We start from the raw sequence: 14,072 nt of genomic DNA on the forward strand, positions 1-14,072 counted from the left end.
GGTTTCTCCTGCAATGCAAACGCACTGGCGTCCGTCCATTTACATCAGTCTTGGGGTGTCGGCTTGTGCGATGCCCAATGACGCCAATGACGGATCGCTGGCCCGCTGGCGGGTCGTTTCCTCACAAATGCGATACTAGTCATGGCTACTTGGTAACGCTACCATTTTGTTCGCCGCGCCTGCGACTGAAACGGTCGGCCTGCCGTCCGAATGGCGCGGCGATGAGCTTTGCCGCTCGATCACCCTGAAGCCGAGATCGAGCACCGGCTGCTCCGGGCGCCGTCCGTCGATCGCCTCGATCAGCATGGTGGCGGCCGTTTTGCCCATCTCGTAGCGGTTGGTGCGCACGCTGGTAAGGGTGGGGACGGCGGAGGCCATGAACTCGAGGTCGTTGAAGCCGACGATCGCGATCTGCTCGGGGACAGCGATCTCCCGGCGCCGGCATTCGAACAGTACGCCGAGCGCAAGGTCGTCATTGGCGCAGAACACCGCATCGAGATTGGGCTCGCGCGCCAGGAGATCGGTGAACAGGGCGCCGCCCAGCGTCACCGAGGTCGGTGTCGCCGTGGTGACGACGAGGCGCTGCTCGAACAGTGCGGCATCCTTCATCGCCGAGACATATCCGTCCAGCCGCCGCTGCACCCGCGGGTCCATGCGCGCACCGACGAAGCCGATCTTGCGGCGGCCCTGCTCGAACAGGTGCGCAACCGCTGCGCGGGCTGCATCATAGTGCGAAAAGCCGATCATCATGTCGACCGGATCGGGGCCGATCTCCATGATCTGCACGATCGGGCAATCCGCGGCCTCCAGCATGGCACGCGATTCCGTGGTCTGGTCGATGCCGGTGACGATCAGCCCGGCCGGCTTCTGCGCGAGAAACAGTCGCAGCAGCTTTTCTTCCTGGAGAATGCTGTAGCGCGTGTTGGACAACTGGATCGAGTAACGGCTACCTTCGGACGCGTCGTAGATGCCGCGCAGCACGTCCGAGAACACGTTGTTGGTGAGGGACGGGATCAAGACACCGATGACCTCGGTGCGTTGCGAGGCCAGCGCGCGGGCCGCAAGGTTCGGCACATAGCCGAGCTCCTTGGCGGCGCTCTCGACCCGCGTCCGCTTGCCGATCGACAGGGCCTCCGGATTGCGGAAGAAGCGGGACGCCGTAATCGGGCTGACGCCGGCAAGCTCGGCGACTTCCGCCAGCCGGATCTTGCCTGACTTGGTGCGTTTTCGACCCATTTGCTGCTCTTAACACAGTCAGTCCCGCAAACAAAGGAACGTTGACAGCGCTACCAGCAACGACTAACCAAAGACAAATTGCCAAAACCGCACAAACTGCCGACAATGTTGCCCGCTAAGATCGGGCCGAGTTCGGTGAAGTCTGAAAAAACAAGACGGTCGCGGCGCTAGAGGCGCCGTGGACTTTCGAGGAGGGAGCTAGATGTCGTCTGTGCAAATCCGCGACGTGCGGAAATCGTTCGGCAATTTTGAAGTCCTGCACGGCGTGACTGTACCGATCGAGGACGGCCAGTTCGTCGTTCTGGTCGGCCCTTCCGGCTGCGGCAAGTCGACGCTTCTGCGCATGCTCGCCGGTCTCGAGAACATCACCTCCGGCACGATCTCGATCGGCGACCGCGTCGTCAACAATGTCCAGCCCAAGGAGCGGGACATTGCGATGGTATTCCAGAACTACGCGCTCTATCCGCACATGACGGTCGCCGACAACATGGGCTTCTCGCTGAAGCTGCGGAATGCGGGCGCCGACGAGATCAACAAGCGCGTCAAGCGCGCCGCCGAGATCCTCGCGCTGTCGCCGCTGCTCGATCGCTATCCGCGCCAGCTCTCCGGCGGCCAGCGCCAACGCGTCGCGATGGGCCGCGCCATCGTGCGCGATCCGCAAGTCTTCCTGTTCGACGAGCCCTTGTCCAACCTCGACGCCAAGCTGCGCGTCGCCATGCGCACCGAGATCAAGGAGCTGCATCAGCGGCTGAAGACGACGACCGTCTACGTCACCCACGACCAGATCGAAGCCATGACCATGGCCGACAAGATCGTCGTCATGCATGACGGCATCGTCGAGCAGATGGGCACGCCGCTCGAGCTCTATGACAAGCCCGATAACCAGTTCGTCGCCGGCTTCATCGGCTCGCCCGCGATGAACTTCCTGAAGGGGCATGTGCGCGTCAACGGCGTTGCGACCTTCGAGGGACCGAACGGCGTCAAGCTGCCGCTCAAGACCGCTCCCGCGGCGTCCGACGGCCGTCCCGCGGTCTATGGCGTGCGGCCCGAGCATTTCACCATTGCCGACGACGGCGCCGAAGCCGAGATCATCGTGGTCGAGCCGACCGGCTCGGAGACGCAGGTGTTCGCCAAGATCGGCGGCGAGCAGGTCGTCGCGGTCTTCCGCGAACGCCATCAGTTCAACCCGGGCGACAAGATCCGGCTGAAGCCCGATCCGTCGCTGGTGCATCTGTTCGACGAGGCGACGGGAAAGCGCCTGAACGCGTAGCGTAAGTTCAAGTTAAGACAATAAAAAAGCATCACAGGGAGGACGACATGCAAGACTTTACCCGCCGGACTCTGCTTCAAGGCGGAACGGCACTGGCTGCGACCGGCATGCTCACCGGGCCGGCACTGTTCGATTTCGCCAAGGCCTGGGCGCAGAGCGCGCCCTGGAAGGCGGAGCCCGGTGCCAAGCTGACCGTGATGCGATGGAAGCGCTTCGTGCCGGCTGAGGACGACGCGTTCAACGCAATGGTCGCGGCGTTCAAGGCTGCCACCGGCACCGAGATGAACGTGTTCAGCGAATCCTTCGAGGACGTGCAGCCGAAGGCCTCTGTTGCGGCCAATACCGGCTCCGGGCTCGATCTCGCCTGGGGCCTGCACACGTTGCCGCAGCTGTTCCCCACCAAAGTGCTGAAGATGAACGACGTCGCCGATTATCTCGGCAAGAAGTACGGCGGCTGGACCGATGCGGCCGCCAAGACCTGCAAGCAAGGCAACGACTGGCTCGGTATTCCCGTCGCGACCAACGGCGGTTACATGACGTACCGCAAGTCGGCGCTCGACAAGGCGGGGTTCAAGGAATTCCCGAAGGACTTCCCCAGCTTCCTTGAGATGTGCAAGGCGCTGAAGGCGAACAACACGCCGGCCGGCTTCGCGCTCGGGCACGCCTCAGGCGACGGCAATTCGTGGCTGCACTGGGTGCTGTGGGGCCACGGCGCCTACACGGTCGACCAGAGCGACAAGATCATCATCAATTCGCCGGAGACCGCGAAGGCGCTTGAATATTGCAAGTCGCTGTACGATGCCTTCATCCCGGGCACCGCGTCCTGGAACGATTCCTCCAACAACAAGGCGTTCCTCGCCGGCGAGCTCTATTGCACGGCGAACGGCATCTCGATCTACGTCGCCGCCAAGACCGATGCGAGCAAGAAGGAGCTCGCCGAGGACACCTATCACGCGCTCTGGCCGGTCGGACCGGTCGGCAAGCCGACCGAGCTGCAGCTTGCGCTGCCGATCCTCGCCTTCAACTTCACCAAATATCCGAACGCGGCGAAGGCTTTCGTCGCCTTCATGCTGGAGAAGGAGAACTACGAGAAGTGGCTGGACGGCGCGCAGGGCTATCTGACGCAGACCTTGAACGGCTATGAATCGGCGCCGATCTGGACGGCGGATCCCAAGAATGCCGTGTTCTCGCAGGCGTCCAAGCGCACTCTCCCGGCGGCCGGTATCGGCACCGTCGGCGAAAAGGCGGCAACCGCAATCGCCGACTTCATCGTCGTCGACATGTTCGCCAATTACTGCACCGGCACCAAGGATGCGAAGGGCGCGATGGCGGAAGCCGAGCGCCAGCTGAAGCGCATCTATCGCTGAGGGTCACGGGGCGGGCGGCCATTCGGCCGCCCGCCCGTCAACATTTCGATCAGGGATATCGGGCATGGCTGATGTCGCAATTCCCCGGGCCAAGCCTCAGATGAGAGAGGACGGCGCCTGGACCCAGCTCAAACACAATCGCAACTGGCTCGGCTTCTGGTTCATGGTGCCGGCCATGGCCTTCCTGATCTTCTTCCTGGCCTACCCGCTGGGGCTCGGCATCTGGCTGTCCTTCACCGACACCCGCATCGGCAGGGTCGGGCACTTTGTCGCTACCGAGAACTATGAGTGGTTGTGGGACGACTCCATCTTCTGGCTGTCGGTGTTCAACACGCTGCTCTACACCTTCGTCGCCAGCGCCCTCAAATTCGCGATCGGGCTTTATCTCGCGCTGCTGCTGAACGAGAACATGCCGTTCAAGGCGATGTTGCGCGCGATGGTCCTGATCCCCTTCATCGTGCCGACGGTGCTCTCGGCACTGGCGTTCTGGTGGATCTTCGATTCGCAATTCTCCATCATCTCCTGGTCGCTGAGGCATCTCGGCCTGATCGACCAAAACATCAACTTCCTCGGCGACACGACCTGGGCGCGGATTTGCGTGATCTTCGCCAATATCTGGCGCGGCGTGCCGTTCGTGGCGATCACGCTGCTGGCGGGCCTGCAGACGGTGTCGCCCTCGCTCTATGAAGCCGCAACGCTCGACGGCGCCACGCGCTGGCAGAATTTCCGCTTCATCACCTATCCGCTGCTGACGCCGATCATCGCCGTCGTGATGACCTTCTCGGTGCTGTTCACCTTCACCGACTTCCAGCTGATCTGGGCTATGACGCGCGGAGGCCCGGTCAACGCCACCCATTTGATGGCGACGCTGTCCTACCAGCGCGCGATCATCGCCGGGCAGCTGGGCGAGGGTGCCGCGATCTCGAGCGCCATGATCCCGTTCCTGCTCGCCGCAATCATGGTGTCGTGGTTCGGCCTCCAGCGCAGGAAATGGCAGCAGGGAGAGAACAATGACTGATCTGCCCACCAGGTCCGTTGATCTCAAGGCCGTGCTATCGGGATCCTCTCCGACGGTGGCGAAGGACGATCACAGCGAGGGCATGAGCTATCTGCAGTCGGTGCCGCGCCGGATGGTGACGCTGTACCTGCCGCTCGCGATCATCGTCATCGTTCTGCTGTTCCCGTTCTACTGGATGGCGCTGACCTCGGTGAAGCCGGACGAGCAATTGCTCGATCTCGACAGGTACAACCCGTTCTGGACCTGGAATCCGACCTTCAAGCATTTCCACAAGCTGCTGTTCGAGAGCTACTACCCGTACTGGCTCTGGAACACGATGTACGTGGCCGTCTGCGCGACGGTGCTTTCGATCATCGCGTCGGTGCTAGCTGCCTACGCCATCGTGCGCTTGCGCTACAAGGGCGCCAATCTCGTCGGCGGGCTGATCTTCCTCGCTTATCTGGTGCCGCCATCGATCCTGTTCATCCCGCTCGCCACCGTCGTGTTCCAGTACGGGCTGTTCGACTCGCCGCTGGCGTTGATCCTGACCTATCCGACCATCCTGATCCCGTTCTCGACCTGGCTCTTGATGGGCTATTTCAAGACCATCCCGTTCGAGCTCGAGGAATGCGCGCTGATCGACGGGGCGAGCCGCTGGCAGATCCTGATCAAGATCGTTCTGCCGCTCGCAATCCCCGGGCTGATCTCGGCCTTCATCTTCTGCTTCACGCTGTGCTGGAACGAGTTCATCTACGCGTTGACCTTCCTGCAGTCGACCAGCAACAAGACGGTGCCGGTCGCGATCGTCAACGAGTTCGTGGACGGTGACATCTACCGCTGGGGTTCGCTGATGGCCGGAGCCCTGGCCGGCTCGCTGCCGCTCGTCATCCTTTACGCCTTCTTCGTGGAGCATTATGTGTCCGCGATGACCGGCGCCGTGAAGGAATAATCGCGGGGTCTGCCACGGGAGCGCGCCGGAGGCTGCGCGCTCCGGCCAATAAGAAGGAGTTAAGCTCTTGCACATTCTGGTTCTCGGCGCCGCCGGCATGGTCGGCCGCAAATTGTGCGAACGGCTGTTGCGTGACGGCCGGCTCGGCAAGAGCGACATCACCAAGCTGACCATGCATGACGTGGTCGAACCGAAGAGGCCGGAAAAGGCCGGTTTCCCGGTCGAGACCGTGTCGGGCGATTTCGCAGTCCCAGGCGCGGCCGAGAAGCTCATCGCCGGCCGCCCGGACGTGATCTTCCATCTCGCCGCGATCGTCTCCGGCGAAGCCGAGCTCGACTTCGACAAGGGTTACCGCATCAATCTCGACGGCACGCGGATGCTGCTCGATGCTGTCAGGCTGGTCGGCGGCGGCTACAAGCCTCGCGTGGTGTTCACGTCCTCGATCGCGGTGTTCGGCGCGCCGTTCCCCGATGCGATCGGGGACGAGTTCTTCCACACCCCGCTGCTCAGCTACGGCACCCAGAAGGCGATCGGCGAGCTGTTGCTGGCCGACTATTCGCGCCGCGGTTTCCTCGACGGCATCGGCATCCGTCTGCCGACCATCTGCATCCGGCCGGGCCTGCCCAACAAGGCGGCATCGGGTTTCTTCTCCAACATCCTGCGCGAGCCGCTGGCCGGCAAGGAAGCGGTGCTGCCGGTGTCCGAGGACGTTCGCCACTGGCACGCGACGCCGCGCTCCGCGGTCGGCTTCCTGCTCCATGCCGGCACCATGGATCTCGCCACCGTCGGCCCGCGCCGCAATCTGACCATGCCAGGCCTTTCGGCAACGGTCGGCGAGCAGATCGCCGCCTTGAAGCGGGTTGCCGGCGAAAAAGTCGCGGCGCGCATCAAGCACGAACCTGATCCCTTCATCGTCGGCATCGTCGGCGGCTGGCCGCGCAATTTCAATGCAAAGCGGTCGCTCGAGCTCGGCTTCACCACCGCCGAGAAGACCTTCGACGACATCATCCGCATTCACATCGAAGACGAGCTCGGCGGCAACTTCGTCGCATGATCTCTGACTGAGCGAGCCCTGGTGATGGCGAGCGTTGCTTGCATCGGCGAATGCATGGTCGAGCTCAGGCAGGCGCAAGGAGGCGCGTCTGCCGGGCAAGGGCAGGGCGGCGGGCTGTATTCGCGCGGCTTCGGCGGTGACACCCTCAACACCGCGGTCTATCTGGCGCGGCTCGAGGTCAAGGTCGATTATCTCACCGCGCTCGGCGATGACGGCCTCAGCGAAGAGATGATCGCGGCCTGGAATGCGGAGGGCGTCGGCACAAGGCGTGTCGTGCGGCTGGCCGGCAAGCTACCCGGCCTCTACATGATCCAGCTGGATGCGAAGGGCGAGCGCCAGTTCTTCCACTGGCGCGACAGCGCGGCGGCGCGCCAGCTTATGAACCTGCCGGAGACCGATGAGCTGCTCAACTCGCTGATGAGCTACGACATCGTCTATCTCTCCGCGATCACGCTCTCGATCTACGATGCGCCCGGGCGCGAGCGGCTGTTCGCGGCGATCAAGCGCGCGCGCCTGCTCGGCACCCGCTTTGTGTTCGACACCAATTTTCGCGCGCGGGGTTGGCCGGACCGCGACGTCGCGCGCGAGGTGTTTGCGGCTGCTTTCGCCGCCGCCGATATCGTGCTGACCTCGACCGAGGACCTGCTCGCGCTCTATCCTGGTGAGAGCGACGATCAGCTGATGGCACGCATCGCGACGCCCGAGCTGGTGTTCCGGCTCGCCGAGCCCGTCAGCCTGCTGCGTTTCCCCGGGGCTACCCATGAGGTCCGGGCCGAACCGATGACCAAGCCCGTCGTCGACACCACGGCGGCCGGAGACAGCTTTGCCGCGGCCTATATCGCGGCCCGGCTCGCCGGTTCCGATCCGGTCGAGGCCGCCCAGGCCGGGCATCGCCTCGCCAGCCTCGTGATCTGCTATTCCGGCGCCATTATTCCGGGCTATGCCATGCCGCCGAAGAAACGGCACCGGCCGGCGACCTCCCGCCAGGCGACCAAGTAAAGATCGAGACCCTATGACCACGACTGCCCAACAGAACCACCTCGCCGCGCTGTTCAAGGCGGCGACCGTCATTCCCGTCCTCACCATCGAGCGGATCCAGGATGCCGTGCCGCTGGCGCGCGCGCTGGTTGCCGGCGGCGTCCGCACGCTGGAGGTGACCATGCGCACCCCGGTTGCGATCGAGGCGGCGAGGGCGATGATGGCCGAAGTCCCGGAGGCGGTCGTCGGCATCGGCACGATCCTGAATCCGGCCGACTTCACCCGTGTCGAGAAGCTCGGCGTCGCCTTCGGCATCAGCCCCGGCCTGACCCCCGATCTCCTCAAGGCCGCCGCCCACAGCTCCCTGCCGTTCGCGCCGGGCATCGCCACGGCGTCCGAGCTGATGATGGCGCTGTCGCACGGCCTCGACGTCGCAAAATTCTTCCCGGCCGAGCAGGCCGGCGGCATCAAGGGCCTGCGTTCGCTCGGCGGCCCGTTCCCGAACGTGCGGTTCTGCCCGACCGGTGGCATCGGTGAGGCCAATGCTGCGAGCTGGCTCGCCGAGCCCAATGTAGTCGCGGTCGGCGGTTCCTGGCTGTGCCCGACGGCCGAGATCAAGGCCGGGAACTGGGCCGGCATAACTGCCATCTGCCAGCGCACCCTCAAGGCCCTGAAACCCGCGTGAAGTCTTGCCATCCCTGCGCTAAGACTTAGCTCAGGAAGAGAGACCCCAGGGAGACATGACCATGACTGCCAGCATCGTCGGATGGGCGCATACGCCGTTCGGCAAGTTCGACACAGAGACCGTCGAAAGCCTCGTCACCCGCGTCGCCAATGAGGCGATGGCCGATGCCGGCATTTCGGCCGGCGATGTCGACGAGATCGTGCTCGGCCATTTCAACGCCGGCTTCTCGGCGCAGGATTTTACCGCCTCGCTGGTGCTCCAGGCCGACCCGAAGCTGCGCTTCAAGCCGGCCACCCGGGTCGAGAACGCCTGCGCCACCGGTTCTGCCGCCGTGCACCAGGGCCTGCGCGCGATCGCCGCAGGCGCGGCCAAGATCGTCCTGGTCGTCGGTGTCGAGCAGATGACCCGCACCCCGGGCGCCGAGATCGGCAAGAACCTGCTGAAGGCGTCCTACCTGCCCGAGGACGGCGACACCGTCGGCGGCTTCGCCGGCGTGTTCGGCAAGATCGCCAGCTCCTATTTCCAGAAATACGGCGACCAGTCCGACGCCCTGGCGCTGATCGCGGCCAAGAACCACAAGAACGGCGTCGCCAATCCCTTCGCCCAGATGCGCAAGGATTTCGGTTTCGACTTCTGCCGCGCCGAGAGCGAGAAGAACCCCTACGTCGCCGGCCCCCTGAAGCGCACCGATTGCTCGCTGGTCTCCGACGGCGCCGCCGCGCTGGTGCTGGCTGACGCCGAGACCGCCAAGGGCATGACCAAGTCGATCGGCTTCCGCGCCACCGCGCACGCCCAGGACTTCCTGCCGATGTCCAAACGCGACATCCTCCAGTTCGAGGGCTGCACCGTTGCCTGGCAGCGCGCGCTGGAGAAGGCCGGGGTGACGCTGTCCGATCTCTCCTTCGTCGAGACCCATGACTGCTTCACCGTGGCCGAGCTGATCGAATACGAAGCGATGGGGCTGACGCCGAGGGGGCAGGGCGCCCGCGCCATCAAGGAAGGCTGGACGCTCAAGGACGGCAAGCTGCCGGTCAATCCGTCCGGCGGCCTGAAGGCCAAGGGCCATCCGATCGGCGCCACCGGCGTTTCCATGCATGTGATGACCGCGATGCAGCTCGCAGGCCAGGCGCCCGAGGGCATGCAGCTCAAGAACGCCAAGCTCGGCGGCATCTTCAACATGGGCGGCGCCGCGGTCGCCAACTACGTCTCGGTGCTGGAGCCGCTGAAGTAGGTCTTGTAGGGTGGGCAAAGGCGCGAAGGCGCCGTGCCCACCCTCTTCCTTGCGTTAGATCATGGTGGGCCCGCTTCGCTTGGCCCACCCTATGGCTCCTGATTGATTGGCGGAAATGCATCATGAGCACTGACTACGAAGACTCGCTGTCGATGGACGCACTCAACGGTCGGATTGCGATCCTCGAGGACAATATAAGGCAGCTCATCGAGCAGGCCGCGGCCGCCTCAGGCGAGCAGAACGAGTCGCGCATCGCCGACCGGATCAGCCAGCAGAACGAAGAGCTCGACCGGCTCCTCAAGATCCGCGAATCCCGCCAGAAGAAATAGCGGCCGATATCACCGCGCGGCGCATGCGGCCATACGCCGGCCGCCCTTGCGCGCGCGGCACCGCTGCCCTTAGCTGGACCGAAATCGCGGGGCCGCGCCTTGAGCCCCCCGCGCAATCGGGAGCGAATGATGGGGCCGCTGAAGGGCATCAAGGTCATCGACATGACCACCGTGCTGATGGGGCCGTATGCGACCCAGATGCTCGGCGACTACGGCGCCGACGTCATCAAGGTGGAATCGCTCGACGGCGACGTCACCCGCCTGATCGGCCCGATGCGCCATGCCGGCATGGGCCCGGTATTCCTCAACACCAACCGCAGCAAACGCTCGATCTGCCTCGATCTGAAGAAGCCCGCGGGCCGCGAGGCCGTGTTGCGGCTGCTGAAGGACGCCGACGTTCTCGTCTACAACGTCCGTCCGCAGGCGATGGCGCGGCTGCAGCTCGGCTACGACGTCGTCTCCGCCATCAATCCGCGCCTCGTCTATGCCGGCGTGTTCGGCTTCGGCCAGGATGGCCCGTATGCCGCAAAGCCCGCCTATGACGATCTGATCCAGGGCGCCACCGCGCTGCCGGCGCTGATGGCGCAGATCGGCGACGGTGTGCCGCGCTATGTGCCGAACGCGCTGGTCGACCGCATCGTCGGCCTCACCGCCGTCGGCGCGATCTGCGCCAGTCTCGTGCATCGCGACCGCACCGGACGCGGCCAGCGCGTCGATATCCCGATGTTCGAGACCATGGCCGGCTTCGTCATGGGCGATCACATGGGCGGGCTCACCTACGAGCCGCCGCTCGACAAGGGCGGCTATGCCCGCCACCTCTCGCGCGACCGCAGGCCGTACAAGACCTCGGACGGCTATCTCAGCGTCATCGTCTACAACGACAAGCAGTGGGAGAATTTCTTCAAGGCGACGGCGCGCGATGATCTGCGTGTCGATCCAAAATTCGCGACTTTCGCGGGGCGCGCCGCCAATATCGACGTCGTCTATGCCGAGCTCGCGCGCATCTTCGAGACGCGCTCCACCGCCGAATGGATCGACCTGCTGACCAAGGCCGACGTGCCGGTCATGCCGATGCACGACCTCGCCTCGATCCTGCACGACGAGCATCTGGAGGCGACGAATTTCTTTCCGGTCGTGGACCATCCGACCGAAGGTCCGATCCGCAGCATGAAAGTGACCGCGACCTGGTCGGAGACGGAGGCCGAGCCGGTGCGGCTGGCGCCGCGGCTCAACGAGCACGGCGCGGAGATTCTTCGCGAGATCGGATACTCCGCCGACGAGATCGCCGCCATGGTGCGCGACGGCGTCACGCGCTCGCCGCCGGAGTAGGGGAGGAAGTGGTGGCGACAACTCTCTCATCCGTCATTCCGGGGCGCGACGAAGTCGCGAGCCCGGAATCCATAACCACGATCGGGAGTATGGATTCCGGGCTCGCGCCAAGGGGCGCGCCCCGGAATGACGAGGAGGAGAGACGATGAGCTTCATCACCGGCGTCGGCCTCACGTCTTTCGGCAAGCATGAAGGCTCGTCCTCGCTCGACCTGATGAGCCAGGCGGCACAAGCCGCGCTCGACGATGCCGGGCTGAAGCGTGCGGACATCGACGGCATCCTTTGCGGCTATTCCACCGTCTCGCCGCACATCATGCTGGCGACCGTGTTCGCCGAGCACTTTGGAATCCGCCCGAGTTACGCTCACGCCGTGCAGGTCGGCGGCGCCACGGGACTCGCGATGACGATGCTGGCGCATCACCTCGTCACCTCGGGCGTCGCGCGCAATGTGCTGGTCGTTGCCGGCGAGAACCGGCTCACCGGGCAGAGCCGCGATGCCTCGATCCAGGCGCTGGCGCAGGTCGGCCATCCCGATTACGAGGTGCCGCTGGGACCAACGATCCCAGCCTATTACGGCCTCGTCGCTAACAGGTACATGCACAAATATTGCGTGACCGAAGAGGACCTTGCCGAATTCGCCGTGCTGATGCGCAGCCACGCCTGCACCCATCCCGGCGCGCAATTCCACGACCCGATCACCGTTGCCGACGTCATGGCCTCGAAGCCGGTGGCGATGCCGCTCAAGCTGCTCGACTGCTGCCCCGTGTCCGACGGCGGCGCCGCCTTCATCATCAGCCGCGAGCGGACGGGGGAGGCGGGCGTGCGCATCCGCGGCTGCGCCCAGGCGCATACCCATCAGCATGTCACGGCCGCGCCCGCGCTCAGCGAACTCGGCGCCGAGATCTCCATCGCCCGCGCCAAGAAGGCCACGGGCCTTGCGATCTCCGATGTGCGCTACGCCGCGATCTACGACAGTTTTACCATTACGCTCGCGATGCTGCTCGAAGACCTCGGTCTTGCCGGCCGCGGCGAGGCCGCAGCCCGCGTCCGATCGGGCCATTTCAGCCGCGACGGCGCGATGCCGCTGAACACCCATGGCGGCCTGCTCAGCTATGGCCATTGCGGCGTCGGCGGCGCCATGGCGCATCTGGTCGAGGCGCATTTGCAGATGACGGGGCGGGCGGCTTGCCGCCAGGTGCGCGACGCCTCGATCGCGTTGCTGCATGGCGACGGCGGCGTGCTGTCGTCGCATGTGAGCATGTTCCTGGAGCGGGTGCGATGAGCGGGCGTCTGGCAGACTGGACCAAGGGCGAGGCGGCCATCACCTACCAGACCTGCAACTCATGCGGGCATGTGCAGTATTTCCACCGCGCCTTCTGCGCGGCTTGTGGCGAATCGGATCCGCGCGAGCAGCGCGCCAGCGGCAAGGGCAGGGTCTATGCGAGCTCGCTGATCTGCCGCGCCGCCACACCCGAGACGCGCGCACACGTGCCTTACAACATTTTGCTGGTCGATTGCGCCGAGGGTTTTCGCATGATGGCGCATGGCGACAACGGACTCGTCATCGGCGATTCGGTCATCGCGAGCTTCAAGCCGTTTGCCGGGAAACTCGTGCCGTTCTTCACGAAGGAAACGTAACGGGATTCGTCATTCGGGGGCGGTCATGGGACCGAGCCTGGAACGGGTATTCTGGGCCTGGCCTGTGCGAGGGCCACCCCGGAATGACGAAAACTCTAGAACTCCAACTAACGCCCGTAGAACAAGATGCTGGCGATGACGAGCATCGCCGTCACCGCCAGCATATGCGCGAGCGCTCCCGAGGCCGCCCCCTTGGTGGCTTCCTTCATGCCTTTTTCTCCCTAGACTTGGGCGTGACTCATCGTTGTGCGGCTAGCGCACCCGACGGCCAATTGTTTTACTCGGAACACCCCATTTGCGAGTATTCACCGTGATTTGTCCCCACGCGGCGAATATCGACTGTGTCAGGGTCGATCAGCAATGCGGCGGCAATTTGACTCGATAATGTTGCTCCTGCGTCCTCGCGCGAATAGAGTCTTTGGGAACTTGCGCGGACGACGACAAAAAGCATCAAAAAATCAGGGAAAACTTCAGGAAAATCATGGCCCGCATCAACTACAGCGACCCGTCCAAGGCATCCGACCGCACCCGCGAAATTCTCGACAAGAACCGCAACGCCAACATCTTCCGCATGATGGCGCACTCGCCAAGCTATTTCGAGCAGTACTGCCGCCTGGGGGGCGCCATCCGCCACAAGGGCGAGCTCGATCCGGTTGTGCGCGAGCTTGCGATCACCCGCACCGGCATCTTGTGCGAGGCGCCGTACGAGATCGTCGCGCACAAGCGGATCGGCAAGAATGTCGGCGTCACCGACGCGCAGAACGAGGCGCTCGAAAACTGGCAGGCGGCGACGTGCTTCAACGAGGTGCAGCGCGCCGCGCTCGCCTTCACCGACGAGATCGTGAAACTCAAGAAGCCGACGGATGCGACCTTCAAGGCGATCGCAGCGAAGCTGACGCCGGCTGCGCTGGTCGAGCTGCAGCTCTCGGTCGGCTTCTACATCATGACGTCAAAATTCCTGGAGACGTTTGAGATCGATCTCCAGCCCGTTACCGAAGTGGTGGGCTGA

At 64.2% G+C, this 14,072-nt stretch carries 14 protein-coding genes; 13 read left to right on the forward strand and 1 reads right to left on the reverse strand.

Annotated elements, in window-relative coordinates; translation table 11 throughout:
* Positions 1-135 precede the first annotated feature (135 nt).
* Positions 136-1,236 (reverse strand): LacI family DNA-binding transcriptional regulator, encoded by a 1,101-nt coding sequence (locus XI04_RS07250; protein WP_038946412.1) that lies wholly within the window; start codon positions 1,234-1,236, stop codon positions 136-138.
* A 202-nt stretch (positions 1,237-1,438) separates the two neighbouring features.
* Here XI04_RS07250 and XI04_RS07255 point away from each other — a divergent pair, with 202 nt between their 5' ends.
* The 13 genes from XI04_RS07255 (at position 1,439) to XI04_RS07315 (ending at position 14,072) form a co-directional block, all read left to right on the forward strand.
* Positions 1,439-2,506, forward strand: coding sequence for an ABC transporter ATP-binding protein (locus XI04_RS07255; RefSeq protein WP_028145162.1), 1,068 nt, complete (start codon positions 1,439-1,441; stop codon positions 2,504-2,506).
* A 47-nt stretch (positions 2,507-2,553) separates the two neighbouring features.
* Positions 2,554-3,873, forward strand: coding sequence for an ABC transporter substrate-binding protein (locus XI04_RS07260; protein WP_028145161.1), 1,320 nt, complete (start codon positions 2,554-2,556; stop codon positions 3,871-3,873).
* A 100-nt stretch (positions 3,874-3,973) separates the two neighbouring features.
* Positions 3,974-4,891 (forward strand): carbohydrate ABC transporter permease, encoded by a 918-nt coding sequence (locus XI04_RS07265; RefSeq protein ID WP_080670311.1) that lies wholly within the window; start codon positions 3,974-3,976, stop codon positions 4,889-4,891.
* Positions 4,884-5,819, forward strand: coding sequence for a carbohydrate ABC transporter permease (locus XI04_RS07270; RefSeq protein ID WP_028145159.1), 936 nt, complete (start codon positions 4,884-4,886; stop codon positions 5,817-5,819). Before XI04_RS07265 ends, XI04_RS07270 begins: the two co-directional genes overlap by 8 nt.
* 67 nt (positions 5,820-5,886) lie before the next feature.
* On the forward strand, positions 5,887-6,873 hold the full coding sequence (denD, locus tag XI04_RS07275; protein WP_028145158.1) for a D-erythronate dehydrogenase: 987 nt from the start codon (positions 5,887-5,889) through the stop codon (positions 6,871-6,873).
* 24 nt (positions 6,874-6,897) lie between these two features.
* Positions 6,898-7,872 (forward strand): sugar kinase, encoded by a 975-nt coding sequence (locus XI04_RS07280; RefSeq protein ID WP_271608209.1) that lies wholly within the window; start codon positions 6,898-6,900, stop codon positions 7,870-7,872.
* A 13-nt stretch (positions 7,873-7,885) separates the two neighbouring features.
* On the forward strand, positions 7,886-8,536 hold the full coding sequence (eda, locus tag XI04_RS07285) for a bifunctional 4-hydroxy-2-oxoglutarate aldolase/2-dehydro-3-deoxy-phosphogluconate aldolase (RefSeq protein ID WP_271608208.1): 651 nt from the start codon (positions 7,886-7,888) through the stop codon (positions 8,534-8,536).
* A 61-nt stretch (positions 8,537-8,597) separates the two neighbouring features.
* A complete protein-coding gene (locus XI04_RS07290) occupies positions 8,598-9,767 on the forward strand; it encodes an acetyl-CoA acetyltransferase (protein ID WP_028145155.1) in 1,170 nt (389 codons plus the stop codon).
* A gap of 122 nt (positions 9,768-9,889) precedes the next feature.
* The gene (locus tag XI04_RS07295) at positions 9,890-10,096 is read left to right on the forward strand and encodes a hypothetical protein (protein ID WP_028145154.1); all 207 of its coding nucleotides are present in this window, start codon (positions 9,890-9,892) and stop codon (positions 10,094-10,096) included.
* Positions 10,097-10,225: 129 nt separating this feature from the next.
* Positions 10,226-11,425 (forward strand): CaiB/BaiF CoA transferase family protein, encoded by a 1,200-nt coding sequence (locus tag XI04_RS07300; RefSeq protein WP_271608295.1) that lies wholly within the window; start codon positions 10,226-10,228, stop codon positions 11,423-11,425.
* 145 nt (positions 11,426-11,570) lie between these two features.
* Positions 11,571-12,707, forward strand: coding sequence for a thiolase family protein (locus tag XI04_RS07305; protein WP_038946419.1), 1,137 nt, complete (start codon positions 11,571-11,573; stop codon positions 12,705-12,707).
* On the forward strand, positions 12,704-13,063 hold the full coding sequence (locus XI04_RS07310; RefSeq protein WP_038970916.1) for a Zn-ribbon domain-containing OB-fold protein: 360 nt from the start codon (positions 12,704-12,706) through the stop codon (positions 13,061-13,063). Before XI04_RS07305 ends, XI04_RS07310 begins: the two co-directional genes overlap by 4 nt.
* 481 nt (positions 13,064-13,544) lie before the next feature.
* The gene (locus XI04_RS07315; protein WP_028145150.1) at positions 13,545-14,072 is read left to right on the forward strand and encodes a carboxymuconolactone decarboxylase family protein; all 528 of its coding nucleotides are present in this window, start codon (positions 13,545-13,547) and stop codon (positions 14,070-14,072) included.

Origin of the sequence: Bradyrhizobium sp. CCBAU 11430, from assembly GCF_028128855.1 — a bacterium.
Taxonomy (GTDB): Bacteria; Pseudomonadota; Alphaproteobacteria; order Rhizobiales; family Xanthobacteraceae; genus Bradyrhizobium; species Bradyrhizobium ottawaense.

What these genes read in the sequence shown, in the direction of transcription:
- XI04_RS07265 (WP_080670311.1), top strand. Translation starts at nt 3,974, where the DNA reads ATGAGAGAGGACGGCGCCTGGACCCAGCTCAAACACAATCGCAACTGG.
- XI04_RS07250 (WP_038946412.1), bottom strand. Translation starts at nt 1,236, where the DNA reads ATGGGTCGAAAACGCACCAAGTCAGGCAAGATCCGGCTGGCGGAAGTC.
- XI04_RS07260 (WP_028145161.1), top strand. Translation starts at nt 2,554, where the DNA reads ATGCAAGACTTTACCCGCCGGACTCTGCTTCAAGGCGGAACGGCACTG.
- eda (WP_271608208.1), top strand. Translation starts at nt 7,886, where the DNA reads ATGACCACGACTGCCCAACAGAACCACCTCGCCGCGCTGTTCAAGGCG.
- XI04_RS07295 (WP_028145154.1), top strand. Translation starts at nt 9,890, where the DNA reads ATGAGCACTGACTACGAAGACTCGCTGTCGATGGACGCACTCAACGGT.
- XI04_RS07315 (WP_028145150.1), top strand. Translation starts at nt 13,545, where the DNA reads ATGGCCCGCATCAACTACAGCGACCCGTCCAAGGCATCCGACCGCACC.
- XI04_RS07255 (WP_028145162.1), top strand. Translation starts at nt 1,439, where the DNA reads ATGTCGTCTGTGCAAATCCGCGACGTGCGGAAATCGTTCGGCAATTTT.
- XI04_RS07280 (WP_271608209.1), top strand. Translation starts at nt 6,898, where the DNA reads ATGGCGAGCGTTGCTTGCATCGGCGAATGCATGGTCGAGCTCAGGCAG.
- XI04_RS07310 (WP_038970916.1), top strand. Translation starts at nt 12,704, where the DNA reads ATGAGCGGGCGTCTGGCAGACTGGACCAAGGGCGAGGCGGCCATCACC.
- XI04_RS07305 (WP_038946419.1), top strand. Translation starts at nt 11,571, where the DNA reads ATGAGCTTCATCACCGGCGTCGGCCTCACGTCTTTCGGCAAGCATGAA.
- XI04_RS07270 (WP_028145159.1), top strand. Translation starts at nt 4,884, where the DNA reads ATGACTGATCTGCCCACCAGGTCCGTTGATCTCAAGGCCGTGCTATCG.
- XI04_RS07300 (WP_271608295.1), top strand. Translation starts at nt 10,226, where the DNA reads ATGGGGCCGCTGAAGGGCATCAAGGTCATCGACATGACCACCGTGCTG.
- XI04_RS07290 (WP_028145155.1), top strand. Translation starts at nt 8,598, where the DNA reads ATGACTGCCAGCATCGTCGGATGGGCGCATACGCCGTTCGGCAAGTTC.